The sequence below is a fragment of the Burkholderia sp. KJ006 genome (assembly GCF_000262695.1).
In the GTDB taxonomy this organism is placed as follows: domain Bacteria; phylum Pseudomonadota; class Gammaproteobacteria; order Burkholderiales; family Burkholderiaceae; genus Burkholderia; species Burkholderia vietnamiensis.
On record NC_017920.1, the window covers coordinates 2,098,281 to 2,123,374 of the forward strand.

Annotated in this window: 22 protein-coding genes and 1 tRNA gene; 15 read left to right on the forward strand and 8 right to left on the reverse strand. The window is 57.2% G+C overall.

The genetic code is table 11. The features are described from left to right. Positions 1–32: 32 nt before the first annotated feature. The 8 genes from MYA_RS09450 to MYA_RS09485 all read left to right on the forward strand — a co-directional run bounded on the left by MYA_RS09450 (position 33) and on the right by MYA_RS09485 (position 6,411). A complete protein-coding gene (locus MYA_RS09450) occupies positions 33–308 on the forward strand; it encodes an oxidative damage protection protein (protein WP_006478357.1) in 276 nt (91 codons plus the stop codon). Between the two features lie 201 nt (positions 309–509). After that, positions 510–584 (forward strand) — tRNA-Val (locus tag MYA_RS09455). A gap of 134 nt (positions 585–718) precedes the next feature. Further along, complete coding sequence (locus MYA_RS29530) at positions 719–1,762, forward strand: site-specific integrase (RefSeq protein WP_083854880.1); 1,044 nt, start codon at positions 719–721, stop codon at positions 1,760–1,762. A 78-nt stretch (positions 1,763–1,840) separates the two neighbouring features. Beyond that, positions 1,841–2,062: a hypothetical protein gene (locus MYA_RS09465; protein WP_041493852.1), complete on the forward strand. Its 222-nt coding sequence runs from the start codon at positions 1,841–1,843 to the stop codon at positions 2,060–2,062. Continuing rightward, on the forward strand, positions 2,059–2,292 hold the full coding sequence (locus tag MYA_RS09470) for a hypothetical protein (protein ID WP_041493853.1): 234 nt from the start codon (positions 2,059–2,061) through the stop codon (positions 2,290–2,292). The genes MYA_RS09465 and MYA_RS09470 overlap by 4 nt, the downstream gene beginning before the upstream one ends. A 3-nt stretch (positions 2,293–2,295) precedes the next feature. Beyond that, positions 2,296–3,795, forward strand: a complete 1,500-nt coding sequence (locus tag MYA_RS09475) for a hypothetical protein (protein ID WP_014723302.1) — start codon at positions 2,296–2,298, stop codon at positions 3,793–3,795. Positions 3,796–3,805: 10 nt separating this feature from the next. Continuing rightward, on the forward strand, positions 3,806–4,123 hold the full coding sequence (locus MYA_RS09480) for a hypothetical protein (RefSeq protein ID WP_041493855.1): 318 nt from the start codon (positions 3,806–3,808) through the stop codon (positions 4,121–4,123). After that, on the forward strand, positions 4,120–6,411 hold the full coding sequence (locus MYA_RS09485; RefSeq protein ID WP_238539576.1) for a DotA/TraY family protein: 2,292 nt from the start codon (positions 4,120–4,122) through the stop codon (positions 6,409–6,411). Before MYA_RS09480 ends, MYA_RS09485 begins: the two co-directional genes overlap by 4 nt. Positions 6,412–6,446: 35 nt before the next feature. On the opposite strand, the gene MYA_RS09490 is transcribed toward MYA_RS09485, so the two are convergent. Both MYA_RS09490 and MYA_RS29535 read right to left on the reverse strand, forming a co-directional pair. Further along, entirely contained in the window at positions 6,447–6,710 is a 264-nt protein-coding gene (locus tag MYA_RS09490; RefSeq protein WP_041493856.1) for a hypothetical protein, read from the reverse strand. Next, the gene (locus tag MYA_RS29535; protein WP_148278550.1) at positions 6,707–6,946 is read right to left on the reverse strand and encodes a hypothetical protein; all 240 of its coding nucleotides are present in this window, start codon (positions 6,944–6,946) and stop codon (positions 6,707–6,709) included. The genes MYA_RS09490 and MYA_RS29535 overlap by 4 nt, the downstream gene beginning before the upstream one ends. A 713-nt stretch (positions 6,947–7,659) precedes the next feature. Between MYA_RS29535 and MYA_RS29540 the strand changes: the two genes are divergently transcribed. From MYA_RS29540 to MYA_RS30985, 6 genes are all read left to right on the forward strand, one after another. Next, the gene (locus MYA_RS29540) at positions 7,660–8,475 is read left to right on the forward strand and encodes a DNA adenine methylase (RefSeq protein WP_158333094.1); all 816 of its coding nucleotides are present in this window, start codon (positions 7,660–7,662) and stop codon (positions 8,473–8,475) included. Then, a complete protein-coding gene (locus tag MYA_RS29545) occupies positions 8,472–9,659 on the forward strand; it encodes a metallophosphoesterase family protein (protein WP_083854883.1) in 1,188 nt (395 codons plus the stop codon). Before MYA_RS29540 ends, MYA_RS29545 begins: the two co-directional genes overlap by 4 nt. An 11-nt stretch (positions 9,660–9,670) precedes the next feature. Then, positions 9,671–11,557 carry an ORC-CDC6 family AAA ATPase gene (locus MYA_RS30980; protein WP_014723304.1) on the forward strand — a complete coding sequence of 629 codons (1,887 nt, stop codon included), beginning with the start codon at positions 9,671–9,673 and terminating at the stop codon, positions 11,555–11,557. Further along, positions 11,550–12,524, forward strand: coding sequence for a hypothetical protein (locus MYA_RS09505; protein WP_041493859.1), 975 nt, complete (start codon positions 11,550–11,552; stop codon positions 12,522–12,524). The genes MYA_RS30980 and MYA_RS09505 overlap by 8 nt, the downstream gene beginning before the upstream one ends. Positions 12,525–13,106: 582 nt before the next feature. Continuing rightward, positions 13,107–14,384, forward strand: coding sequence for an AAA family ATPase (locus MYA_RS29550; RefSeq protein WP_158333095.1), 1,278 nt, complete (start codon positions 13,107–13,109; stop codon positions 14,382–14,384). After that, on the forward strand, positions 14,374–15,015 hold the full coding sequence (locus MYA_RS30985) for a hypothetical protein (RefSeq protein ID WP_148278551.1): 642 nt from the start codon (positions 14,374–14,376) through the stop codon (positions 15,013–15,015). Before MYA_RS29550 ends, MYA_RS30985 begins: the two co-directional genes overlap by 11 nt. 137 nt (positions 15,016–15,152) lie before the next feature. Here the strand turns inward: MYA_RS30985 and MYA_RS29555 are convergent, their stop codons facing one another. The 3 genes from MYA_RS29555 to MYA_RS09515 form a co-directional block, all read right to left on the reverse strand. Next, a complete protein-coding gene (locus tag MYA_RS29555) occupies positions 15,153–15,866 on the reverse strand; it encodes a site-specific integrase (RefSeq protein ID WP_193373722.1) in 714 nt (237 codons plus the stop codon). A gap of 1,067 nt (positions 15,867–16,933) precedes the next feature. Then, positions 16,934–17,851 (reverse strand): plasmid-related transcriptional repressor protein, encoded by a 918-nt coding sequence (locus MYA_RS09510; protein ID WP_234620615.1) that lies wholly within the window; start codon positions 17,849–17,851, stop codon positions 16,934–16,936. A gap of 1,392 nt (positions 17,852–19,243) precedes the next feature. Further along, entirely contained in the window at positions 19,244–19,588 is a 345-nt protein-coding gene (locus tag MYA_RS09515) for a hypothetical protein (protein ID WP_041493860.1), read from the reverse strand. 494 nt (positions 19,589–20,082) lie between these two features. Here MYA_RS09515 and MYA_RS09520 point away from each other — a divergent pair, with 494 nt between their 5' ends. Then, complete coding sequence (locus MYA_RS09520; RefSeq protein ID WP_041493861.1) at positions 20,083–21,981, forward strand: DUF262 domain-containing protein; 1,899 nt, start codon at positions 20,083–20,085, stop codon at positions 21,979–21,981. A gap of 353 nt (positions 21,982–22,334) precedes the next feature. Here MYA_RS09520 and MYA_RS09525 read toward each other — a convergent pair whose 3' ends face one another. The 3 genes from MYA_RS09525 to MYA_RS29560 form a co-directional block, all read right to left on the reverse strand. Continuing rightward, entirely contained in the window at positions 22,335–23,672 is a 1,338-nt protein-coding gene (locus MYA_RS09525) for a glutamine synthetase family protein (RefSeq protein WP_011885444.1), read from the reverse strand. A gap of 12 nt (positions 23,673–23,684) precedes the next feature. Next, entirely contained in the window at positions 23,685–24,527 is an 843-nt protein-coding gene (locus tag MYA_RS09530; RefSeq protein ID WP_014723308.1) for a gamma-glutamyl-gamma-aminobutyrate hydrolase family protein, read from the reverse strand. A gap of 144 nt (positions 24,528–24,671) precedes the next feature. After that, positions 24,672–24,896 (reverse strand): hypothetical protein, encoded by a 225-nt coding sequence (locus tag MYA_RS29560; RefSeq protein ID WP_080938748.1) that lies wholly within the window; start codon positions 24,894–24,896, stop codon positions 24,672–24,674. Positions 24,897–25,094 lie beyond the last annotated feature (198 nt).

Consider the following 25,094-nt stretch of genomic DNA (forward strand, 5'->3'; position numbering starts at 1 on the left):
TTCCCCCAGACCGATTACAGGAGAAGTACACGATGGCTCGAATGATCCAATGCGCGAAGCTCGGCAAGGAAGCCGAAGGTCTCGATTTCCCGCCGCTGCCGGGCGAACTCGGCAAGCGCATTTACGAAAGCGTCTCGAAGGAAGCATGGCAAGGCTGGCTCAAGCAGCAGACGATGCTGATCAACGAGAACCGCCTGAACATGGCCGACCCGCGCGCGCGTCAGTACCTGATGAAGCAGACCGAGAAGTATTTCTTCGGCGACGGCGCGGACCAGGCGTCCGGCTACGTGCCGCCGACCGAAGGCTGATGCAATGCGCGTTGCGACGGGGGCGTCGCGGCGCGATGTCGAACGGACGGCACCGTGCATCGCGCGGTGCCGTTTGCTTTTGGGGATGTGCGAGCGGTGCGGTGCGGTGCTTGCGCGCGGTCCGTTCGCAGCGGCCCGCAAAAATATTTGAAGAAAGTACTTTACGAAGCGAAAAAGCTCTGACATAATTTCAGCTTCTTTGGGCGGTTAGCTCAGCGGTAGAGCACTGCCTTCACACGGCAGGGGTCACTGGTTCGATCCCAGTACCGCCCACCAAAGATTCGAAGGGCCGGCAATCGCCGGCCCTTCTTGCTTTCCGGGTCAGCACTTGGCGAAATGTTCGTTAAGTGTCCTCTCGCCCAACCGGATTGTTGGCACATTCTTGTCACACTTCTTCTTCGAGGTGTCTGGTGCCAACCATTCGCAAACGCGGCGACTTCCAATTCCAAGCGATCGTCCGTCGCCAGGGCTTTCCCCCGCATTCCAAGACCTTTACCACCCGGAAAGATGCCGAGGCCTGGGCGGCCCGCATCGAGTCGGAGATGCTTGCCGGTTCATTCTCGGACCTCACCGAGGCAAACCGGACATCCTTCGGCGACCTGCTTGCCAGGTACGGACGCGAAATTTCGCCCCAGAAGAAAGGCGGCGCACTCGAACAACTCCGGATCCAAAGGCTCTTAGCCGACCCGATCGCGCAACTGAAGGTGTCAGCGCTCAGTGGCGTCACATTAGCTCACTACCGCGACAGACGCCTCTCTGGCAGTTCAACGCAGAAAGCCGTCTCCGGATCTACCGTCAACCGGGAATTGACGCTACTGAGCCACGTTATAAGCGTGGCCAGCAAAGAATGGGGAATCCACGTCCCCGTCAATCCCGTGTCCATGATCCGTCGGCCAAAGGAAAACCGGGCCCGAAGCCGTCGGCTGTCGCGCGAAGAAGAACAGCGACTGCTCGCGGAATTGGCGCCCAGTCCACGCGACGAAAGCGGTCGTTTTCGACGCGGCGGCAGCCGAAACGATTGGGTTAGACCGATCGTCATTATCGCCATCGAGACCGCAATGCGGCGAAGCGAAATCCTGTCACTGCGCTGGACAGACGTGTTTCTGGAGGATCAATACGTCCGGCTGCACGATACGAAGAACGGTGAATCGAGAGACGTCCCTCTATCAAGCCGTGCTGTTGCAACGTTATCCGCCCTACCTCGCCACCCCACCGGCCGTGTTTTTCCTATCTCCGCCGACGCGCTGAAGAAAGCGTTTGTGCGCGCTTGCGATCGCGCCCAATTGAACGATCTCCACTTCCATGATCTTCGTCGCGAGGCCACCACGCGCATGGCTGATCTTGTGGGCAGTGTCCTGGAATTGGCGGCAATCACCGGACACCGCACCCTCAACGTACTGCACCGGGTCTACTACAAGCCGCGCGCCAGTGATTTGGCGCGAAAACTGGGCTGATCGCATCAAAAGCGGCGCGCCGGCCGGCTGCTACCGGCCAGCACGCCTGACCACCACCGATCTGATAGGAGATCGATCATGGCTGCTGCCATTGTCGCCGCTCGTCGGCACCCTCTGCAAACGCTCTCGATGAACAGTGACCTCGCGCTTGTGCTGGAGCTTGAAGACCCACTGCTCATGACCGAGGAGCGACTCCAGTATTTGTTACAGGCGTCCAGAATAGGCGAAAACGTCAAGCCCGCAGTGTGGGGATACCTCGTGGCCCTACTCGATCAGAAAATCTACGGGAGGCGCGCATGAAAGTCCACATTGCGTTCGCCATGCTGGTCGCTGCGTCACCGCCGACAGTGGCCCAGACGTCGCCGTCCGACCCACTCGCCGTCGAGCCGACTGGTACGCCTCCAGACATCGTGGCTGTCTGGGAGCAGTACTACAACGAGCAGACCATGGAGGTGCAGGTCGTCAACGGCATCTGCGTGGAAACTCCCATGACACGGCGACAGTGGCTGACGCTGCATCGCGCGAGGTAATCAATGAGCCCCAATCACTTGCTGGACACAACCACGCGGCTGGCACATGGCATGCACCAAACATGCTGCGCACGAAGGAAAAGCCTGCTCACCAGAATGCTGATCGGCTCTCGCGGTCGGCAACGGGGATATTACGACCTGTTGTCGCTCGGCATTGGAGCAAGCATAGCAATCGCGTTCGCGACCGTTGGCCTGTGGCAGAAGCGCGAAGAGATGCTGTCACAGCAAATGGCCGCGCAAGGCGATGTACTTGCCGAAATCGGCAACAGCATTAACGGCAAATACCTGTCCATCTACTACTCGAATCTGGTCAATGGCACAGCCATTCCCGGCGTTGCGAACGAGTACGCACCGACGATGGCTGAGCTTGAAGCAATCAATGTCATCCCCGCCGGCTATTCAACGACGAGCGTGTATGGGGCACCGTACGTCATATCCCTTGCGAAAACGCCCGCCGGGTGCGTCGCTCCCCGTTGTGACATCGCAGGCATGGTGTATATCGACGGCGCCCTTACTGATCCCTCGACCGGCCGCCCATTGACTCTCGATGACGGGGCGGCCGCGATCGGTGGTGACGGCGGCTATTCCGATATCGTGACGCCCGACATCATAGCGGGCCCAGATGGCGGCTGGTCACTGCCAAATCCGAAAGGCAACGTCGCAGGTGTACTTGCGATGCGTGTCGGTTACGGGTCGAGCGGATGGTCCGCGTTTGTTCGTCGCGATGGTTCGCTCCCGATGGAAGGCGACCTGAACTTCAAAGGCACGACCGGAACGCTGCACAGCATCACCAACGGGAACTCGATTACGTCCCAGAGCCTGCAGACTCTCGCGGACGGTGCGTTCGGCGCGCCGTCCGTGTCTTTGGCCAATGGCAAAGTAATCGCCTTCAACCAAGTTCCGGAGGGCGGAGTGCTCGGCCTCGTAGGTGCCAATGGCCAAGCCGTTTATCTGCAGAGTTCGAACGGCAGATTCCGTCTAGTAAACGGTTCGTGGAACGGAGAGCTGTTTTCCGTTGACCAGGCAGGCAACGTGATTGCCAACGGAAACGTACAGATCAACGGCAACACTACGATGGGTGCCAACACCCAAATCTACAACCCCGGCACTCAGTACATTGAGACAGGCGGCGGCAACCTGTACCTAAAGCCATGGAACAGCACGGGAGCGACGATTGTCGGCGGCGGTGGCGGAAGCGGCCAACTGATCACGACGGGGCGGTTTACCTCGAACGAATATATCCAGCCTAACGGATGGGCGGCACCGGGCGGAGCCTGTTCGCCCAACGGGTTGATCGCCAATTCTGGAACCGGCCCACTATTTTGCCAATCCGGTGTCTGGATAACGGCGGGCGACGGCGTGGCCTGGAGATGCATTCAATACGATTCGTTTTGGGCTTCAGGCATCTTGCAAAACCACTACTTCAACGTCTTCAACTCCCCTTCCGATGTTTCGGGCGGCAGCGAGGGCAATGGGTGGGTCACTGTTTGCCGCCAAAGCTAGAAGCGATGCCATGAAACACAACCTCCGTCATTTCACACACGTGATCGCGGCCATTTCCCGTGCGATCCGCCGTCGCCGGGCACGGGGCCGCCTGACCCGCGAGCAATTCAAAGACGCGTGCCTGATCGTCCAGATCTGCGTACTCGTGCATTGCTTCGCGCTCGCCTCTTTATGGTGGGCGCGCAGCCACGACGGTGAGGCCGGAAGCTGGATGAATTGGGTCGGTGTCGCAATGGCCATTGCGTGGGTCGTCTTTTTCTGGGGGTTCCTCTTGAAACAGGCGCACATAGCGGCCGAGAACGCAGTCAAGCGAGAGATCCAACGATGAGCACCACATCGAAGAAAACGTTGACCGGTCACCGCTTGGCTCGGCCCGGAATGTGCTGCGACGATGCCATTTCGCACAGCCGAAGCAAGCAAGCCGCCGTCGCACTGGCGATCTTGCTTGCATCAGCAACGTCGTTTGCACAGTCGCCCGTGTCCATGGGGGACATTCAAAACGCAGCGAACCGCGGCGGCGACAAGTCCATGTCGTTGCTGGAACTCGTCTACGGGTCCGTGGTACACAACCCACTCGCAGCCGGCGGTGGATCGGGCGGCATGATCGCGCAACTGTTCCTGGTAGTAAACGCGTGCATGCTCGCTGTCGGTGCGATATGGGCCATGTACCACTTTGGCTCCGCAATGATCGCAACCGGGCAGGATGGCGAGTTCATGGGACAAAAAAAGTCCTCGCCGTGGTTCATCATACGCATGAGTGTCGGCTTCGCCGGCCTCGTTCCTGTCTTCGGCGGTTACTGTGGCGCGCAGATGGCGATGCTCTGGGGAACGATGCTCGGCGTGGGAATTGCGAACCTGTCGCTCGATGCTGCGGTGTCCGTGCTCAACAGCGGCGGATCGATGATCGCAACGCCAGCCTCGCCGCAGGCGACCACACTCGCGAAGGCTCTCTTTGAAGCGAACCTCTGCGCGCAAGCAGCTAACACGGCGATAGCCAACATGCCGAACGAAAGCGGCGTGTCTGTCGATGCAGGCGAAAATTTCAACGCGATCACGACGAGCAACAAGGTCGTTCTCATGAACCAGCGAGGACTTTCGTGCGGCGGAGCGGAGATCAACATTACGCAACCGCCGACACTGCCGTCGTATGACGGTATGGCCGTCTATTCGCTCGACCCCGGATCGATCTACTCGCAGATGCTTGGCGCGCACCAGAGCGCGCTGACCGCGCTTCAGTCCACGTTGTCGTCCGCTGCGCAGGCTTACGTGTCGTCCGTGAATGGGCAGGCTCAGCCGGCAGATCCTCAGAACACGATCAATCGGGCCGCGCTCCAGTACGAGAAGACCGTTTCAGATGCGATCTCGAATTCCTCGAACGCGATCAACGGATTGGCAAGCGTAATACAGTCGAACCTGCAACGCGACGGCTGGATCATGATGGGGGCGTGGTATCAAACTTTTGCTCAGGCGAACTCGCAGGTAACGAGCCTCGCCAACGCGACGGCCGCCGCGGTACCAGGTACCGATCCCGACTACATGCCCTACCCGCAGCTATACCGAAGAGTAAATGCGGCGTATTTGCAGCAAAACCAGCAGGACGCGTCGGTGTCCACTGCACAAAATGCCAGCGGTATGTTCGGAAGCGGCGTTAGCGGCCTGACGGATGCGAAGAGCATTCTTGGGAAGATCTTCAACGGCCAGGGCATAGTGAAATGGGCGGTCAACCTCAACTCCGGCCAAGGCCCTGGAGGCACGACTAATCCACTGATCGGCATGAAGAATCTGGGCGACTATATCCTTGACGCCGGTTGGGTCGGTCTCGCCGGGTATGCAGCATTGGAAGGGATAGCTGAGGCGAAGGAGACCACTGCAGGCAAGATCGCGTCGGCCGCTGCTGATGTCGCCACCTTGGGCATGTCCGATGTCATTGCAGGTGCAGCGAAAGGGATTCTAAAAGCGCTCGCGCCGTTCGTGGTTATCACGATCATCTCGCTATTCTTCTTCGGCGCGATGCTGTCGATCTACATCCCGATGCTTCCGTTCATCATTTGGTTCAGCGGCGTCGTGTCCTGGTACGCCGTCGTCGGGGAGTCGATGGTCGCTTCGCCGTTATGGGCGATGACACACCTTGATGGCGAAGGCGAAGGCTTGGGACAAAGGCCAACACATGGCTACATCTTTCTGCTGAACGTCATGTTCCGACCAGTCTTCATGGAAATCGGCTTCGTCCTAGCGGGAGCGGGCATTGTGGTGCTCGGGACGCTGCTCAACTCGATGTTCGGCGTTGCCATGCAAAACGCCCAATACGACTCCACGACAGGCCTCGTGAGCATCATTGGCTACATCGTTCTCTACGTCGGTATGTGCCAAACGCTATGCAACAGCACGTTCAGCTTGATACACATCGTGCCTGACCAGGTGTTCTCATGGGTAGGCGGTCAGATGGCGTCTCGCATGCCGGAATTAGAGGATCGTGTGAATCGCCTATTCGGCGCGGGTATCGGGCATGGCGGCAACACCGGTCGGAGCCAAGTTCCTTCTGTACTCGGGCGCGGGGATGGAGACCCGCCGAGGTCTATCGGTCCATCAGGGGGCGTAGGCCGAGACTTAGGCTGATTGAGAGCCAGTTTGAAAGCGCCTTTTCGTATGCGCTACGCGGCGCGACGATTGCCAGAGATCACAGCATCGAACTGCTCATCAAACAGCCGTTGTCGGTTATGTTGAGCCGTCAAAAAATGGGAGGGGTCAGCCTTGGCCAGTTCACGAATTGCGATTTCCTTGAGCACTTTGTGACCGGCAAGGTTGGCCTGGGCAACCAAAAGTTGCTGTTCAAGTTTTTTCGCATACGACTTCCAGTCTGCCGCATTCCGCTCGGCAGCAAACGCTCTGCCAAGCGCGGCTCCGTTGTCGCTCATTCTCCGCCCTCCTTTGAGTTTGCTTCGCGCTTCAATATATCGGCAACGCATCGTCCCTCGCAAGAGTCGTTTTTGCGCGATGCGTCTGCCCCCACAATACGACCTGCGTCTCGATCGACGTATACGGGCCGGATACCTTTCATTTCCAGTTCGCGCACAGCCTTGGCGATAGCAGCGTTCGCGCGCGCAAGGAACTCGGGGCTTGCCATAAAACGACCTAGCTTATCAGCGGACATCGCGTGCTCTCCTTTACTATAAGCATACGCCGAGACCCTCGAAAGCGACGTTTTCACCGCCTGCATCGTGCGGGGCGCGACCAAATAACCTCACTGCCGGCGCGCACCCCCGACGAAATTTGCCAAGGCCTCGGCATCGCTTGGCACTACACCCGTCTCGGGCCACCGTAGCCGAGCAGAATATGCAGGCCCAGCGAGCATGGCTCAAGGAGCTTAGCGTCGAATCCTGACGCGGCTATTTCCGGCGCTCAGTGCCTGGGCCATGATGGACATCGACTAGTACCCGCAACGTGTGCGGGACACGTCGGAGCCGCGGGAGGCCAGCGACAAGCGCGACCAAATACCCCCACTCGGCCGCCGCCTGCTGCGCTCAACACGGCAGGGGTCTTGCGATGCGCCACCATGGTCCGATTCATCACTACGCACAACGTCATCTCCATGACGATCAAGCCACGAAATCTGACATAAGCGCTATTATGTCGGCCGACCGACCGCTCGTGCGTCGCATCGATCGCTACCATCAGAGACCTCGTTCGCTGAAGCCATTGGCGCGATTTGTCAAGGTGCAATCTCGCCAGTCGGGGAACTATGGCGAGCCGCGATCAGGCAAGAAGGTAGCTGGGCGACCCCATCTGCCCCTATAAACATCGATACCCATTGCTCGACCGGCCGCGAAGTCCCTCATTTCTTACAATTTACATACAAATCGTGCCGTGACTGACAACAACTTTAAACGGCTCAGCATACTGCGATGGTCCGGAAGCAAGGCCAAGCTGGTACCGGATCTTCGAAGGCTGCGTCCGAAGAAGTTCAATCGCTACGTCGAACCATTCGTAGGCTCGGCATGTCTTTTTTTTGACGTTGCGCCCGAACGCTCGATACTGGGCGACATTAATCCGTCGGTCATTGATGTCTATAAAGCTATTTCGGCCGACTCTGACCGTGTAGCAGACGCACTCGCGTCTATTCCGCATACCGCTGACGCTTTCTACGCACTTCGTGCAGTTGAACCCAGCTCCCTTGATCTGACGTACCGGGCAGCACGTCTGATTTTTCTGATGAAGGCTTGCTTCAATGGGGTCTATCGAACGAACAAAAAGGGGGAGTTTAATGTGCCAATGGGCAGTAGAGTCTATGCATTGCCATCACGAGAAGATCTTTCCCGCGCGGCGAACATGCTCAAAGGTGCGACTTTGTTCGCTGGAGACTTCCGAGATACAACGTCACATTGCGAAGAAGGTGACTGGGTTTACATGGACCCACCGTACCGTCAGGCAGGGAGATATCGCGGCGAATACGGTTATTCAGCCGAGTTTGATGAACAGGCATTCGGAGAATTTACTTCCTTGGCCGCGAACCTTGCATCGCGTGGAGTAAACGTAATGGTGTCCTATCAGTACGATACTCGTCTCGTGCAGGCACTGCCCGGGTGGTCAGTGCACGCGGTATCGCCTCGGCGTACCGTCGCAGGCAAGGCTACATCCCGCCTACCCGCCCCAGAACTCATCATGACCAGCTATTCATCATGACCATCGACGGGGGACCTATCATCCGTCTGGCCATCGTGAGCGACCTACACGCCTTCGCGTCAGCGGACAAAGCGAGAAATTCCGTGGTGGACCTCTCTGGGTCTACGCCTGGACGGTCAAATCCCCTTAGCGATCTTATTGCGGCAGCATCCAAGCTGAATCTAAGCGCCGACGTGTTGGTCTGCGCAGGAGATATCTGCAATATGGCCGACTTCGCTGGATTGGAACGCGCTTGGGATCAGCTTCAACGGCTTCGCGACGCGCTCCAGGCCAGCGACATAGTAGTGACATGTGGAAATCACGATCTGGATTCTCGCTATCTTTCAGATCAGACGGACCCTGATCCCAAAGGCGCCCTGCTCACCTTAGTTCCACCGTTTCCATTCGCAGACGAACAATTGAATGATCGGTTCTGGGCGCGAAACTACGCGATTACGACATTGCCCAGCGGCGTCGTCATGGTCTCGCTGAATACAAGCGCTTTCCATGGCGGAGCGCAGAACGAAATCGAGCATGGTCGCGTAAGCCAACGAACGATCAATTGTATGGTCAGGGACCTTGAAGCTACTCGAAACGCACCCGCTCATATCCTTGTTTGCCATCACCATCCAATGCCGCTTACGGGTTGGGATGACAAACCGGACGGTGAGGCCATGCTGCGAGGTCAGGTACTGCTTGATGCCCTGACAAAGGCAACCGGTAGTTCATGGCTCGTTATACACGGGCACCGGCATCATCCCCGACTGATTCAAGGCGCGACATCATCAAACGAGGTTCCGTTTGTCTTCGGTGCTGCGAGCCTTGGAGCACGACTTACCGGCATACCGAATCAATTCCATATTATGGAAGTCCGGAGTTGCCAGGAAGCAGATCATGCGCCTCTCGTCGGAACCGTACGGACATGGTCATGGACAGACTCAACGAACTGGACAGTCGCTCGCAGCAGTTCTGGACTTCCACCTCTCTGTGGTTTCGGCTATCGCGGCCAAATTAAGCCATTAGCATTGAAAATTGAAAATATCGTTGGTAGCACCTTTAGAAACTGGAAGGACATACAGTCTCAAGTCCCTTCCGTGAATTTCCTGATGCCAGATTCGATGCGTCAGCTAAACGAACAATTACTCGAACTCGGGCTTGAAATTCTTGAAAATCGAAACGGCGAACCTGCTCAGATCGGGCGTTAACTGATTGCTATATGGATACTTCCATCGGTTTTTTCTCGAGCTTCAACGCCCGCCACTTAGATGCAGAGCAAGTGGCCGGATCGTTCGTGCCAAACAAGAAGTTCATTCAACTTCTGGCTGTGCAAAATTCACTGCTTGTAGGTGCGCGAGGCAGCGGCAAGACGCATATGTTAAAGATGTTACAACCAAAGGCGATGAACGCGTGGTCGCATCCGGAGGCAGACGCGATTCGCAGGAAAATCGCATACTGGGGGGTTTTTGTGCCAGCGGACGAGGCCTGGCAACAGCAAGTCGAGTGCGCCGCCGCGGATCTAGCACCGGAATTTCAATCGCGTTTTCGACTCGCGGTGTTTACCACGCATGTGCAACGATCTCTCGTCGATAGTTTTCTCCAACTTACGCACGATCGTCCCCGCCAAGATCGCGGATTCGCGAAGGTAGACCTCACGATCGAGCAAGAGTCCGAAGTCTGCAAAACGATCGCACAAAGTTGGCAGCTTGCGCCCCGAATTCATTCGCTGCTTGGATTAAGACAGGCTCTGGTAGACCGGGCTGCCGACCTGTACGAGTGCACGGAAACCCCTGAGCGACTCGAACAAATGCTCGCTATTTGTCAGTCTCAGTGTGTGCAAGCGGTGCTGCGAGCGGTCAATGCGTTCGATTCAATCGTCGGCCGTTTTGAGGGGCGATGGTGTCTGATGTTCGACGAACTCGAGATCGCGCCGGCTGAAGTTCAGAAGCTACTGTTTCGCAGTCTGCGGTCAACCGATCAAAAGCTTATCTTCAAGCTCGCCCTCAGCCCGTCAACGGAAGCCTCGAGCGTGTTCCAACAAAGTATGGGACCAAGTTCGGGAAATGATTTTGAAGAAATTTCGTTGTACACGGACCCAAAGGAGTCGGCCATATTCTGCCAAAGCCTTTGGGACCATCTATCCAAGGGAACGTCTGCCGAGCATCTTCCTCCTGCTGCGATCTTGCGTCACTCAGCATTTCATGAGCCGGAGAGTGCGAAGCCATATGGCCCCCGTGGGCACTGGCAAGAAGCCTCAAGTCGACTCGCAAAGAAAGATCCATCGTACGTTGAATTCCTTCAACGGTACGGGCTTGACCCCAACAAGTTGGATGCCGCAAGTCCCCATATGAAGGATGCGGTTGTGCGCAAAATCGGGCCACTAATCGGATTCCGGGACTTCATGCTCAAGCCTGGCCCAGGTGCAGACAATCCGGGTTCAGCGAGCCTGCGGAACGACAAAGGCCGTCCTTCGGTGCTCTTCAGCGGCTGGGAGGCGCTCTGTCTCGTGACAGAAGGAAATCCGAGATGGTTTACTGGGATCGCCAACAACCTACTGATCCATCGGCACGGAAGCCCCTCTGGGCGCGAGTTGTCGCGCGAGAGGCAGTACCAGGTACTTCGCGGCGCCTCGCAAAAATTCATGGATTACATTGCCACGATCCCGAGCCCCGGTCGAAGCTTCGACAACAGCCAAGAAGGAGGACTCAAAGCTGTAGTGGACCGACTAGTGGACACATTCCATAGCGAGGTATTGCTCGGGCCGTTCGTGCTCGACCCGGTGCTTAGCTTCGAAGTCGACGACAACCTGCCGCCCGAGTTGCAGCGAGCGATATTTGATGGGCTCTACGCGGGGGCTTTTGTCCCTGTCAGTGAGGTTGACCGTCAGTTTGCATTTTCCAGGAAGTTGTCTGGGCAACGATTGCGGCTTACCTATCTCATCTCCCCCCTCAAAGTCCTGCCCTTGCGAACTGGAAAGGAGCGCAAGCTGTCAACGTTGTTGAGCCGGACTGGTCACACGACAAGACTGAGATCCCAGCGTGGCCGTCCTAGAGTACGGACGTCCAATATCACGCCAGACGGCCAAGTGAGCCTATTCAATGAGTGAACCGTCCTTAATCGAGCTGTCGTCCGACCAAGCTACGCACGAACGATACGATTTGTTCGTCTGCGCTGCGGGCTTCGAGAGTCGTGCAACAGCGATCGCCGAGAAGATCGGCGAGAACGCGCGTCGATCGGTAGCGATCGGGTTTGACCACAATAGGTGCCTATCCTTCGACTCGAACAAGCAATTCTTCACGAAGAACCACGTACAAGTCGTTGAAGACGTTAGCAACGCTCGGTTCTCAGAGACACTCGCGGACGCACTGCAAGCGACGAGGCATAGTTCGCAGTCTGACAACGACGAGGAACGCCATCGACTTGCGTGCGATATATCGTGCTTTGATCGGTTCAGGTTGGCGGAGATCGTAAATGCGGTTGGCAAATGCCGCGACCTTCAGGCCCCGGTGGTCGATTTTTGGTACAGTATTGCGCAGTTCTCTCCGCCACGACCCGTGGCCGGGCGTAATGAGGTAGCAGGTCCCGTACATAAAGCGTTCGCTGGACGGTTCGCGGACCCTAGCCGTCCGCTAGCCCTGATTGCGGGTCTCGGCTACGAGATGGGCAAGGTAGTCGGTGCCGCGGAATATCTACAAGCCACACGAGTGATCGCCTTTTTCCCCGAGTCGCCAATCGAAGAGTTTGCGGCCGAGGTGACGAATGCGAATAGGCTGCTGCTTCAGGATGTCGCGCCAAGTGATTTCCTCCGTTATCCGGTTGCTGATCCAGTGCGCACCATTGCTATGCTCGACTCGGTCCTCAGGGGACTAAGTGTAGATTACAACGTGGTAATCCTGCCCGGGGGGCCGAAGATCTTCGTTCTTGCATGCTTGCTAGCTCAACGCATGCACCGAAATGCATCGGTCTGGCGCGTCAGCTCCGGCGCATCGATTCGACCCAAAAACGTGGAACCGAGTGGCTTCACCGTGGGTCTGCGCTGGATTCCTGGCGACATGTCATTCCGTATGACCTAAAACTGTCTGCCGCTGTGGTGACCTTTCCCCTCTGAAGTACGCGACCTGGCGCAGCTGCGGCCACGGTTTGGCTCGCCGCGACTGCACGCAACGAGGGCGGTGCCCCAATCTGATTCAGGTGGACAAGGTCACAACCACCGCAAGAAGCGAACGTAATCCTGCTTTGCCGTGCCCATCATCCCTCCAGAGGCTCCGCCCGCTGGGCGGCTTTACTTATCCAAAGGGCAATCAGACATCTACAAAAAGGTGCCCCTTTGACGGTTGCGCGACCAAATAACCTCATGAAGCGGTCTACTGGCTAGATTGTCGCGCTTTTTCACGAGCAATCGGCGTTCGCTCGGCATGCGAGGACTTCCGTGGATCTGGCCCTGCCCCCTATCGCCAAGACCAGCAAGATGGCCTCACCCCGCACATCGAAGCGCGGTGCACCTTCAGTCTACGGCTCCCCGCCGACGACCATATCCGCCGCGCTTCAACACGGTATACTTGCGTGTCAACGGCCGGAGAAGCCTGCTATCTGCTGGGCGTGGCTACGAGGACCGCGCATCGCTCATGCGCGCCTTGAACATTTACGGACCACACATGAAACTAACACTCGAAGGGATCGGCACCATACAAAAAGCATCCGTCGAGCTTAACGGACTGACAGTTATCGCCGGCGAAAACGATACTGGAAAGAGCACCGTCGGAAAAGTGTTCTTTGCGATAGCACAAGCATTTACAAACTTCTCGATCGCAGTAAGGAAACAACAAGCAAATCGCATCAGATCCGATATGGAGCGAATTTACATGGCGCTTCGTCGGGAATTTGACCTAGCGGAACGCCCCGATATCCGGAATTTATTCTCGGTAGTGAGGAGTCACGCACTCGATCCATCCAGCCTTCCGATAGCAGACATTACCGCGCTGTTACGTTCACTCAATGCGGAAAAAGAGAATCCCGAGCGAACCAAAATACTGGAAATTTTGCTGCAAAGAGTTGCAGAGCTTCAACTCTCATTAAATGAAAACGTCGACCAGAAGAGTCAGATCGGAAAACTGATTCATCGAGCCTTGAATTCCGAGTTTGCGGGCGAACTCCTAAATAAGCCAAACTGCCAGAGAGCATACATTTCCCTTTCTGACGGTGCGACCAGCATTCTAGAAATGTGGGCGACGGATACGAAGCTCGAGAACTTTAAAGGCACTGAGCCACTTGGAATACGGGACGCAACACTTATCGACGGCCCAGCAATTCTTCAATATTGCTCGGCAATTCGTGGGTACGACCCGACTGGCGAGACTTACTTGTTCTCGGGCGGCTCTATACCCTATCATGCCGTTGATCTATCCAACAAGCTACAAACAGCTAAGGCGCGACAAAGCTTAAAGGGCATTCCAGTCGACGACTTTGGAGCAATCTTCAAAGGCGAAATGTATTACGACGAAGAACGCAAGAGCTTTGTACTGTCTAGAGGCGGCATTAAGGTTCCAGCAAATAACGTCGCATCGGGCATTAAAGCCTTGTCTATTGTTGACATGCTCAACAAAAGCGACTACTTGCGACCCGAGACGTTGTTGATACTAGATGAGCCGGAGACAAACCTCCACCCAACATGGCAAATTGAGTATGCAAAGATAATTTGCAATCTTGCAGCCTCTGGCGTTAAAGTACTCGTTACAACTCACAGCCCTTACATGCTTGAGGCCTTGAAAGGTTATGGAGACAAAGCGACAGGCATCAAATTTTATCATGCGAGAAAGCAAGAAAACGGCGTTGTAAACTATATTGACACGGATGGCGATATCACGGGGATTATAAAGACACTATCGCTACCGCTGTTGAATCTTCTCGACGACTTGAATAAAAATGACTTCTAAGGCCAAGGATATTTACGACACGCTCGTTTCAGAATTTCCGAATCAGCTCATCGAGATAACGAAATTGAGCAGGAATGACGCTGCAAATAAAGATTTCATCGTATCCCCCGTACAAGCCTTTAATTTCGATCACATTGAAAATTTAGGGACAGCCGATAATAAATGCGAAAAATCTCCCGATGCGCTCTTCTATCACCAAGATAAAGACATCTTGTATTTCATCGAGTTCAAAGAGGGCGGACATAAGAGAGATGACGTTCGCCAAAAGGTTCACGAGGGAATACTTACACTTTTTCAGTACGCCAAGCACCGCCGGATCGCAACGCGCTCGGAATTTTATGAATTAAATATTCGTTTCGCCTTGGTGACCAGAAATAAAGAAGAGGGAACTCCAGGCGAATCGTTTTTGGCGGCACTAGAAGCGTCAGAAGACGTGTTTAATCTCAAAAATATGGAAGGCTTGCTCGTCGAGAAAACTGTCGTCCACTGGAATCCCGAATCAATATATAGCCTATTACATAACGTTAGCGGTGGTGCCGTGGACTCTATCGAATGGGTGAACAAGGCGCAAAGTACGCGCATTGTGATTCCGACTGCAAATTCCGCTACACCATTAACGGCGACTCAGTAAGAAAAGTGAAAGACTCAGACTTCGTGCGGCATACTTGGTGCGTCGCGAACGACGCACTTTTGACGCACTTGGTAGAATTTCCTCTCACTTCTCCGCCGGAGAAGGTCGAAACGACGCAGGAACGACGCAACTTAGCGTCATACCTGCTTCATCGCCCGTCGCTTTGCACTTGCGATCTTGAAGCGTGCAAGACGATCAACCTTCGGCGAATGCTTGATTGGCCGTTCGGCGCTTACAAACGGCACCTTAACCGCCCCGCCGCGGCCTTTCCGACCGTGGACAGCATGCCCATAGGCACCGATAGAGTAATCGCTCAGGTGCCCCATGAACCTCGCCGCCTGCTCTAAGGGAATGTCGGGGTCAGCCTTCAGATCAGACGCCGCTTGATGGCGGAAACAATACGGACTGATCCGCGTCCGCAACTTTGGGAATGCGCTTTTGCCGAGGGCCACTACGCTGTTGTATAGATAATCCTTGTTGTGCGTGATCGTGTAGCTGCCGATCCCGTTCACGGCGTTCCGGCCTGCCAGTCCATGTAGAAAGCGTAATGCGGGATTGGCATTCGCATCGAGGCTAAACCCAATGTGCCGTGTGGGTTGGCCGCGCTCTCTGCCACCTGCGTCTACACATTTCGCACCCGTGATCTTGATTACAAGTCGATTGGGTCCCGTGACAAGATCGATGCCTTGCTCGAGTTCGGCGGGCCGGCATCCAGTGATCCAGAGCACGGCAAGCGCAGGCATTAGCTGCGGCCGTGACTGCTGCCATTCTGGTGTCGATGCCGTCACCCATATCGATTCGCGCCAGTCTGGCGGAAGCTGCCTAAGTGCGGATTTCTTCGCTTTTCCCATCGTTCACGTTCCTATCGGGTTTCTGCCCACGTTTGATTTCGTTGTTGACCGAGACCGTTGGAGTGAGATTTCGGACCATTAGAAATCGGCCTAACACCACCCCCGAGTCGCTACGCGCCTCGACCCCTGAGGGGTTGGGGCTTGGCGTTTTTGGGGCGCAACACGCCATGCCTTCGCATGTCGGTGTTACGCCCCAAAACCACCAAGCCCCCTCTTGTCCGACATGCCGTCCGGACAAGAGACCGACACGATTTCGGCAAGTTGGAAATCAGGATCTGCGTGTATTCCGTTGAGAAGAATTCGCACGAATCGTGGCCTCCGCGGTTGGGTCCCGGGGGTGCCGTTCGCTGCCCACAAACCGGTGTTGTGCTGCTTCTATCATCATTCCCGCGCCCGCCCGTGGACGGCTGCGCTGCCCACACCGCGAGGGTATGGACAGCGCCGGCTCGTTGGCCGGCGTTCCGCAGCCGACCACCGGCTCCCCGCGACGCTTTGCCTTCGGCCTGACGCGCCCCATTGGGGGCTTGCCCTAGCGATAATGACAATCTGACCGCAGCCCCTCCCTGGAAGCCATAGCGGTTGGTGATCCAATCACGCACCTTGCGAGCGCCGCGAGCCCGGATCGAGCCGCACGGGGACCCGCGCCGAAGGCGTGGGGAGAGCGGCGGCCCGCAGGGACGATCCGGCTGAGCGCTAATTCGACCGGCAAGGGGACCCATAAGGCGCGAAGCTCCGTTTCCGCCCTCGCTTGTGGGGGCGCGTTCAAAACTTATACACGTGGGCATGCTGATATCTCCTCGTTGGCACATTGAGGCGAGTTCGCGGAGCATCGCTTCGATCGAGACAGATCCCTTTCCGTAGAACGCCCCCAAGGCTCCCGACTTGTCCACAGGGGACCAAGGTAGGAAAAAGGTAGAAGAAAGGTAGAGGGCAAAAACGCGTCGGAAAAACCAATCTCAACAATGGGTTGCAGACGTGGTGCGCGACGTAACCCCGAAAAGGCGCGATGTAACCCCGATGAGCCGCGACGTAACCCCGAAGACGAAGCGACGTAACCCCGATGGCTTTCATAGCCTTGTCCACACCGTCTGAGGTCGCCCCTTCGTGCTCGTCTCGATCCGGCCGCCGACGATAATGTCTAAGCGCTCAAGCTCGTCCATGGCGCGTTCAAGCGCGTCAACAAAATCACGCATCCTCCCTGTGTATTCCAGCTTGCGTTTTAGCCACTCAAGGGGGTTCCTTTGCACCGAGTCATTGGACGTGGCAACAAGCCGTTGAAGCGCCTTCGCCATGTCCTGTCTCGGCCCGAACCGCAGCCGCTTATCCCAATCGATCAAAGCGAATTCGCGATTCTCGAACATCAATCGCCAACGTGGATCGACTCGCAGCGTGTACGACTCGGCTTCTTCGTCGTAGTCGAATCCATCAATCAGATGCAAAGCGCGCTTCTTGCCAATCTCGTATTTCGGTCGGCCGTCTTTTGTCACGTCGATCACAAGCATGGCGAACGTGAGCGCCTCCATTGTGCGAAGTAGCCATTTATATTCGTAATTACCAACGTGTCGTCCAATGGAGCGTAAGAACCCAGCGCGCTTAACAATCACCGGTGCGCCCAGTGGATGCTTACTCGCCTCGTGCATAGCCTGCATCCACACGTCAGCCTGCGCCTCGTCCAACTGTTCGCCCCAAAACTTGATGACGGCATCTGCGCGACTGATCAGCACCGTGTCCTTATGTATCTTCTTTCGCCCTCGTGCCACAGGCGCGAACAGGCTAGACCGTGCAATATGGTTTGGCATCGCACGCATGAATTCGTCTATGCCGGGCAGGAAAAGCTGCGTCGGCCCCTCTTGCGCACGTCGTACCTCTGTACGCGCTAACGCTTCCGCCTCGCGTTGTCGAAGCAGATCAAGCGTGCGGGAAGGAGTGTCGAATTCAGCGCGTAGCTCGTGGCCGCATTCATCGGCGGCAAACGGATCATCCATCGTCTGCAATCAAGGCTGAACGCGATCCAGTCGTGCCATTTCCTCCGCTTTGGTCGGCCGCCCGCGCCTCGGGGGTCTAGCGGTTGCATTCGAATCGGCGCTGTCGGCAGCCGGACCGCGCATCCACCGCCTGATGTCGCCGAGTCGCCACCGCAACCTGCGGACGCCCGGCATCGGCGACGGCATGGACGCCACCTTGCGCTTACCGATGGTGGATGCGCTCAGACCAGACAATGCTGCGACTTCCTCAGGGCCTACCAACAAATCGTCACCAGCTCTGCTCAACTTGGCTGCGAGGTCGTAGTTTCGCTCTTCCATGTCTCGGTTCCCCCAAAGTTCCTGTAAGGACCTGATCATCCTTCTCGGGCCGTCATAAATGTGAGGACACTTAACGAGCAGTTTGTCGTTGTCAATCGCTCTTGCGCGCGACCAATTCACCTCAAAACGCGACCAAATAACCTCGGAATCGCCAATGTCCCGCGACCAAATAACCCCGCACAACCTCACCGCTCCACACGCAGAGAGTCACGGGAACTGAAACAAAAACTGCTCTTGCGCAGGCCTTCAGTGGTCGCGTAGGATAGTTCGGGAAACGAGCGATTACGGAGGCTAACCAGTGTTGCCCGAACGATATTCTGATATGGATGACATCACTCTCGGGCGCGCGTTTGCGATGGCAACGAGAGAATATGTGCGAGATATACGTAAGAGAAAGCGAGGACTGCCTCCTCTGATAGCGGGTCAGCTGGCTCGTAGGCTACATGAGATCGCAAATACGCAGCTAACAACGGCAGAGTTGTTCTTCCAGTTCAAAAACGGCGAAGATAAACCTGCTGATAGCAGAGTAACGAGACGGCACGAGGCCGATGGCTCTATGTCGTTTTCCAAAGCCAGGGATGCCCTGAGCGGCTTAATGTGGCACGCGATACTTTGGACACGTGCAGACCTCTATGAGGAATCCGTGAACATGTGGATGTGGATCGACTTCCTGGAGGCATCAGTCGAAACTAGAAGGACGCTCAGTCGCCGCAAGGGATTTGATTCGTCGAGTATTCTGACTGTATTTCGGAAACACCTTGTTGCGATAGCTAGAACCGAGATGTCCGTCAATGAAGCCGGCTTTAACCGCCTCCTACGCGATGTGGGAGTGAACCGTGAGGAGTGGGACCGACACGTTGGCACAATCTTGTCACACGGACCACTGCAACATGAGTCAACGACAGTGCACTAGGGGGAACTCAGGCTATTGAAATGTCGGGGATCTCGGGCTACAGTACGGTCCCATAAGCGCCAACTTTCCGATTCACACGGCAGGGGTCACTGGTTCGATCCCAGTACCGCCCACCAAAGATTCGAAGGGCCGGCAATCGCCGGCCCTTCTTGCTTTCCGGGTCAGCACTTGGCGAATTGTTCGTCAAGTGTCCTCTCGCCCAACCGGATTGTTGGCACGTTCTTGTCACACTTCTTCTTCGAGGTGTCTGGTGCCAACCATTCGCAAACGCGGCGACTGCCAATTTCAGGCGATCGTCCGTCGTCAGGGATCCCCCCACTAACCAAAACCTTCATCAGTCGCAAAGAGGCTGAGGCCCGGGCTGCCCGCATCGAATCCGAAATGCTGGCCGGGTCGTTCTCGAGGCCGACCGAATCCAGCAAAACGCCGTTGAGCAAACTGCTGATCCGGTACCCGCCAACGAGCACTCCGAGCAACGCGATAAACGCGGCATTGAGGTCAGCCATGATTTTCCTTCTTCATTTGGCAAAGGCCGGGTGTAGTCCGAATGCGGGAACTAATATCAACTACCAGCCGAGTCCATCGCTACGCGGCCTAACGCGAGAGCGGCATTAAAAAATCGCCCCGATTGAGGGCGATTGCGGTGCTCCTCGTTACATCAACCTTTCACGGTGCTATGAGTGCTCTTGGTGACGACCTACCAGTGACCACTCAACTCTGGCCGAACGATACGAGCAACCGCCGCAAAAGCAATCCGTCTTCGCTCTTCATTTGTCGAAACGCGGCCAAGCATCCGCGCCGAGTCGCCCAAAAAGCGACCTATTGGCACCGCAAACCTGACCGAGCGGTTGATGAAGCCTAGGCGCGGCGAATCAGCTACTACCCGAAGTAGATGACCATCAGGCAAATGAAGGGCTGCGAGCGCACGTGTGAACGGAGGTTGGTATCATGGCGGCGACCAAACGAAGCCACACCCTAAGAGCAAGAAGAGACCTATCCAATGGATGCCAACGCAATAACGTTGCTCGATATCTTCGAGAAAAAGATGCGCCTAGAGATTCCCACTTTTCAACGCCAATACGTCTGGCGACGGGAACATCAATGGGAACCGCTTTGGGAAGACATTGCCCGCAAGTTCTCCGAGTTCATCGAAGATAGAAAAGATGCTCCGGTTCACTTCCTTGGAGCGATGGTTATCGACCAAAAGCAGACGCAAACTGGCAAAGTCGAGCGACGTAGCGTCATCGACGGACAGCAGCGACTCACTACATTTCAAATTTTCCTCGCGGCATTCCGGGACTTTTGCCGTGCCGAAGGCTTGGATGACTTCGCCGAAGAGTGCGATGCCTACGTCACGAATAAAGGGCGCATGGCAGAGTCGGAAGTTGAACGTTTCAAGGTTTGGCCAACACTCTCCGATCGAGCTCAGTTCACATCCGTGATTTTGGCTGGATCAAAGGCAGCACTGGAAGCTGCCTATCCGCTGATTCGCGAGAAGTACGCCCGCAAGCCCTTACCTCGCCCCAGAATGGTCGAGGCATATCTGTTCTTCTATGACCAGCTCGCCGAATTTTTCAAAGGCTCCGAGGGGATACCTGCGGTCGCCGAGAATATGCCGCTTGCCGATCGTGTCGAAGAGTGCTTCGAGGCACTGAAAACCGCCCTCAAAGTCGTGGCCATCGATCTTGATCGCGAAGATGATGCTCAAGTTATCTTTGAGACTCTCAACGCGCGCGGCGAACCCCTTCTGCCGGCAGACTTGCTGCGTAACTACATCTTTCTGCGCGCGGCTCGCCAAGAAGAGGCCCAAGAGAAACTTTATGAACAATATTGGGCAGGGTTCGATCAGATTTTTTGGCGAGAAGAGGTAACACAGGGCCGTCTCAAGCGGCCGCGTAGCGACCTGTTCATGCAGCACTTCCTCGCCAGCAAACAGGCGCGCGACATTCCCATTAAACATCTTTTTGTTGAGTATAAATACTGGATCGAACGTGACAAGCCATTTTTGACGGTCGAAGATGAACTGATAGCGCTTGTTAATCAGCGGGATTCGTATAGACGAATTGCACCGGACAGTGATGACCAGACGTTCAGCAAACTTGCACACTTTCTTGACGTATTCGACGTGAGCACGGTCTATCCGCCGCTGCTTGCCATGTTCGATCGAGGCGCCACAGATGTTGAAGTGTTGCGTGCGGCAGAAATGTTGGAAAGCTATCTGATCCGACGCGCAGTGTGCGGCGCGGAAACGAAAGCATACAACCGTATTTTCATGGGCTTGACCCGTGCGATTCGCGAAAGTGGCCCCACCGCCAAAGTCGTGTATGATTATCTTTCATCCCTCCGCAGTGCAACCGACCAATGGTTAAGTGACGAGGTATTTGCTCGCGCCTGGATGAGCAGCGACATTTATAACGTGCTCAACAACCGACGTCTCACCTACATCCTAGCTCGGGTGAGCGAAACCTATCGATCGGCAAAAACTGAAGTTATTAAATTCGACAGTCAAGTCACGATTGAGCATGTGATGCCGCAAAGCTGGATCGAGCACTGGCCGCTTCAAAACGGGTTACAGGGCGTTAAGGATGCCTGGCTTCGTGACGAAGAAACGCCCGAAATTTTGGCAAGTAAACGTCGAGACAATTTGATACACACGTTTGGGAATCTCACGCTAATCACCGGCAGCCTCAATAGCGCGATAAAGCACGGCGCTTGGGTAGAAAAACGCGCTGGCATTCTGGCCAACTCCGTCCTACCGATCAACGGGAGACTATCGCAATACGATAGCTGGGACGAGGCTACTATCGAACAGCGCGGGCACGAACTTCTTGAGCGAGCACTCAAGATATGGCCGCGCGCCGAACCGCATCTGATCGCAGTGCCGGCAGAAGCGGAATGAACCGCTAACTGTGACTCGAACTCAGCGCACAACGCGGCAACCACATCTGCAAGCGGAAGAGATGAGGAGCAGTCCATCTGCTCCTCGACCATCGTTGAGCAAACGCGCAGATTTCGCGCCGAGCCGTCGTCGAATCAACGCGCGTATCGCCCACGCGACGCGTTCATGAATGCCGCCCCCGCTCATCGACACATGGCCCGACGCCACGCCTTAGCCATCGCGAGCAAGTCCGGTCCGGAGGCGGAATGTAGCTGAGTGAACCATTCGTCGCCGCGCCCGAACCAGCCCATCGCTGCGCCGGCGCTGGCCGCGCTCCGTTCGATCCTATCGACTCCCCTTTCCCCTCGCGCCCCTCACACATGAAGCAGCAAATGACGGCGCTCCCACGAACTGATCACGCGGAAGAACGCCTCGTACTCCGTCTCCTTCAACGCCAGATACGCCTTCACGAACTTGTCGCCGAGAATGCCGGCGAGCGGTGTGCACGCGGCCATCAGCGAGATGCCCTCCTCGAGATTGCGCGGTAGTTGATACGGCAGGTCGTAGCCATCCGAAGCGATCGGCTCGGTCGGCGCGAGCTGCTGCGTGAGACCGAGATAACCGGCCGCGAGCGTCGCCGCGAACGCGAGGTACGGGTTGCAGTCGACGCCCGGAATCCGGTTCTCGATGCGCCGCGCCGCAGGCGCCGACTGCGGAATGCGAAAGCCGACCGTGCGGTTGTCGTAGCCCCACTGCACGTTGATCGGCGCGGCCATGAAGCGCGACAGCCGGCGATACGAGTTGATGTACGGCGCGAAAATCGGCATCAGCGCCGGCGTGTACTTCTGCAGCCCGGCGAGATAGCTCTGGAACATCGGCGACACGTCGCCGCCTTCGTCGGCGAACAGGTTGCGGCCGGTGCGCGCATCGGCGAGGCTCTGGTGAATGTGCATCGCCGAGCCCGGCTCGTCTTCCATCGGCTTGGCCATGAACGTCGCGTACATGTTGTGGCGCAACGCGGCCTCGCGCACCGTGCGCTTGAACAGGAACACTTGATCCGCAAGCGACAGCGCGTCGCCGTGCATGAAGTTGATCTCCATCTGCGCGGCGCCCACTTCGTGAATCAGCGTCTCGATGTCGAGCCCCTGCATCTCGCAGTATTCGTAGATGTCCTCGAACAGCGGATCGAACTCGTTGACCGCCTCGATCGAATACGACTGACGCCCCGTCTCCGCGCGCCCCGTGCGGCCGACCGGCGGCCTCAACGGCAAGTCGGGATCGGCGTTCATGTCGACCAGATAGAACTCCAGCTCCGGCGCGACCACCGGCTTCCAGCCCTTCGCCTCGTAGAGATCCAGCACGCGCCGCAGCACATAGCGCGGCGAGATCTCGACCGGCGAACCGTCGAAGTGTACGCAGTCGTGGATCACCTGCGCGGTCGGATCGACGGCCCACGGAATCAGGCAGATCGTCGACGGATCGGGCACGCACACCATGTCGGGATCGGTCACGCCGGTCAGCGAGCCGTCCTCCGGATAATCGCCCGTGACCGTCTGCACCATCACGGCCTGCGGCAGCCGCATCGACTCGCCGGATTCGAACTTGTTGCGCGGAATGATCTTGCCGCGCGCGATGCCGGCCATGTCCGGAATGATCGCCTCGACCTCGGTGATGCGGTGCTGACGCAGGAATTCGCTCAGTTCGGATTGCATGATCGCTCTCGTTTAGTCGGTGTCGGTGTCGGTGTCGGTATCAGTATCGGTGTCGATATCGCTCGCCTCCCGAGACGGCATCGCGTAGCCGGCCGCATGAAGGCGATGCGTCATGCGCGCGCGGCACGCCGCGCCGAATGCCGCGAAGATGTCGCGCGAAAGCGGCCGTTCCGCGAACCGCCATTCGGGATGCCACTGCACGCCCAGCGCGAACGCGCGCGCGCCGCGCACGCTCACGGCCTCGATCAGCCCGTCCGGCGCGCTCGCCTCGACCGCGAGCCCCGCACCGAGCCGCGCGATGCCCTGATCGTGCAGCGAATTGACCATTGCGTCATGCGCACCGCGCGCGATGCGTTGCAGCAGGCCGCCCGGCGCGAATCGCACGCGGTGTGCGGGGCCGTATTGCCGCTCGAGCGGATCGCCGTCGCGCTCGCGATGATCGTGGAACCCGACGCTCGCATGCAGCCGCTGATGCAGCGTGCCGCCATACGCGACGTTCAGCTCCTGCATGCCGCGGCAGATCGCGAGCACTGGCACGCCGGCGTCGATCGCCGCGCGCACGAGCGGCAGCACGGTCGCGTCGCGCGCGGCGTCGTGCAGCGTGTCAGCGGCGCTTGCCGGGCCGCCGTAGTGATGCGGCTCGACGTTCGAATGACTGCCGGTCAGCAGCAGCCCGTCGAGCGACGCGACGATCGCGTCGACCGGCTGCCGCGCGCCCAGCGCCGGCAACACGAACGCGAGCGCACCGGCGCCGTCGACCACCGCGACCAGATATTTCTCGCCGGCCGTGTGGTTCTGGTGCGCGCCGCGCAGCACGCGGTCGGCGCTGACCGCTACGATCGGCCGCGCGCGCATGAGCGCCTCCGCGTCGAGCGCACAATGCATGCGCATGCGCATGCACCGGCCGATGGACATCTGGTGCTGCGACGCGCGCAGCCGCGCACGTGCGCGCGACGCGGCAACGCTCGCTGCGGCATCAAGAGAAAACGAAAAAGGACGCTAGGGCAACAATGAAGCGCTGCCGTCGCACTGCACTGCGCTGAACACATGCGCGGTGACGACGTTGAAGCGGCGCACGCCGCGGTCGGAGGCGGCGAAAAGACGAGGCGCATGCAGGAGATCGGCGTGCGTGCCGCGCTCAGCATGCCGGATCGACCCGGCCTGAGGCGGCGCGCCCGCCGACGGACTTCGGGTCCGGCGTATCGATGGGCTGGCGGCTTTCACGATCGTACTCGACTGACTTGATTGAGGCAGCACACGGGTCGCGTTCGAGCGAATGCGGCAATGCGGCGTGACGCTGAACGCACCGGCTCGCGTGACGACTGCCTGACATTCAGCTTATATCACCCAAAAATTGCGTCAAATTTTCGGCGGTCGCTCCACGCATCGTACGAATGAAAAACGGCATCGACCGGCGCAGTC

What these genes read in the sequence shown, in the direction of transcription:
- MYA_RS09465 (WP_041493852.1), top strand. Translation starts at nt 1,841, where the DNA reads ATGGCTGCTGCCATTGTCGCCGCTCGTCGGCACCCTCTGCAAACGCTC.
- MYA_RS09510 (WP_234620615.1), bottom strand. Translation starts at nt 17,851, where the DNA reads ATGGATGATCCGTTTGCCGCCGATGAATGCGGCCACGAGCTACGCGCT.
- MYA_RS29555 (WP_193373722.1), bottom strand. Translation starts at nt 15,866, where the DNA reads ATGGGAAAAGCGAAGAAATCCGCACTTAGGCAGCTTCCGCCAGACTGG.
- MYA_RS09525 (WP_011885444.1), bottom strand. Translation starts at nt 23,672, where the DNA reads ATGCAATCCGAACTGAGCGAATTCCTGCGTCAGCACCGCATCACCGAG.
- MYA_RS09475 (WP_014723302.1), top strand. Translation starts at nt 2,296, where the DNA reads ATGAGCCCCAATCACTTGCTGGACACAACCACGCGGCTGGCACATGGC.
- MYA_RS09520 (WP_041493861.1), top strand. Translation starts at nt 20,083, where the DNA reads ATGGATGCCAACGCAATAACGTTGCTCGATATCTTCGAGAAAAAGATG.
- MYA_RS09470 (WP_041493853.1), top strand. Translation starts at nt 2,059, where the DNA reads ATGAAAGTCCACATTGCGTTCGCCATGCTGGTCGCTGCGTCACCGCCG.
- MYA_RS09505 (WP_041493859.1), top strand. Translation starts at nt 11,550, where the DNA reads ATGAGTGAACCGTCCTTAATCGAGCTGTCGTCCGACCAAGCTACGCAC.
- MYA_RS09450 (WP_006478357.1), top strand. Translation starts at nt 33, where the DNA reads ATGGCTCGAATGATCCAATGCGCGAAGCTCGGCAAGGAAGCCGAAGGT.
- MYA_RS30985 (WP_148278551.1), top strand. Translation starts at nt 14,374, where the DNA reads ATGACTTCTAAGGCCAAGGATATTTACGACACGCTCGTTTCAGAATTT.
- MYA_RS09480 (WP_041493855.1), top strand. Translation starts at nt 3,806, where the DNA reads ATGAAACACAACCTCCGTCATTTCACACACGTGATCGCGGCCATTTCC.
- MYA_RS09485 (WP_238539576.1), top strand. Translation starts at nt 4,120, where the DNA reads ATGAGCACCACATCGAAGAAAACGTTGACCGGTCACCGCTTGGCTCGG.
- MYA_RS29545 (WP_083854883.1), top strand. Translation starts at nt 8,472, where the DNA reads ATGACCATCGACGGGGGACCTATCATCCGTCTGGCCATCGTGAGCGAC.
- MYA_RS09530 (WP_014723308.1), bottom strand. Translation starts at nt 24,527, where the DNA reads ATGCGCGCGCGGCCGATCGTAGCGGTCAGCGCCGACCGCGTGCTGCGC.
- MYA_RS09515 (WP_041493860.1), bottom strand. Translation starts at nt 19,588, where the DNA reads ATGGCTGACCTCAATGCCGCGTTTATCGCGTTGCTCGGAGTGCTCGTT.
- MYA_RS09490 (WP_041493856.1), bottom strand. Translation starts at nt 6,710, where the DNA reads ATGAGCGACAACGGAGCCGCGCTTGGCAGAGCGTTTGCTGCCGAGCGG.
- MYA_RS29535 (WP_148278550.1), bottom strand. Translation starts at nt 6,946, where the DNA reads ATGTCCGCTGATAAGCTAGGTCGTTTTATGGCAAGCCCCGAGTTCCTT.
- MYA_RS30980 (WP_014723304.1), top strand. Translation starts at nt 9,671, where the DNA reads ATGGATACTTCCATCGGTTTTTTCTCGAGCTTCAACGCCCGCCACTTA.
- MYA_RS29550 (WP_158333095.1), top strand. Translation starts at nt 13,107, where the DNA reads ATGAAACTAACACTCGAAGGGATCGGCACCATACAAAAAGCATCCGTC.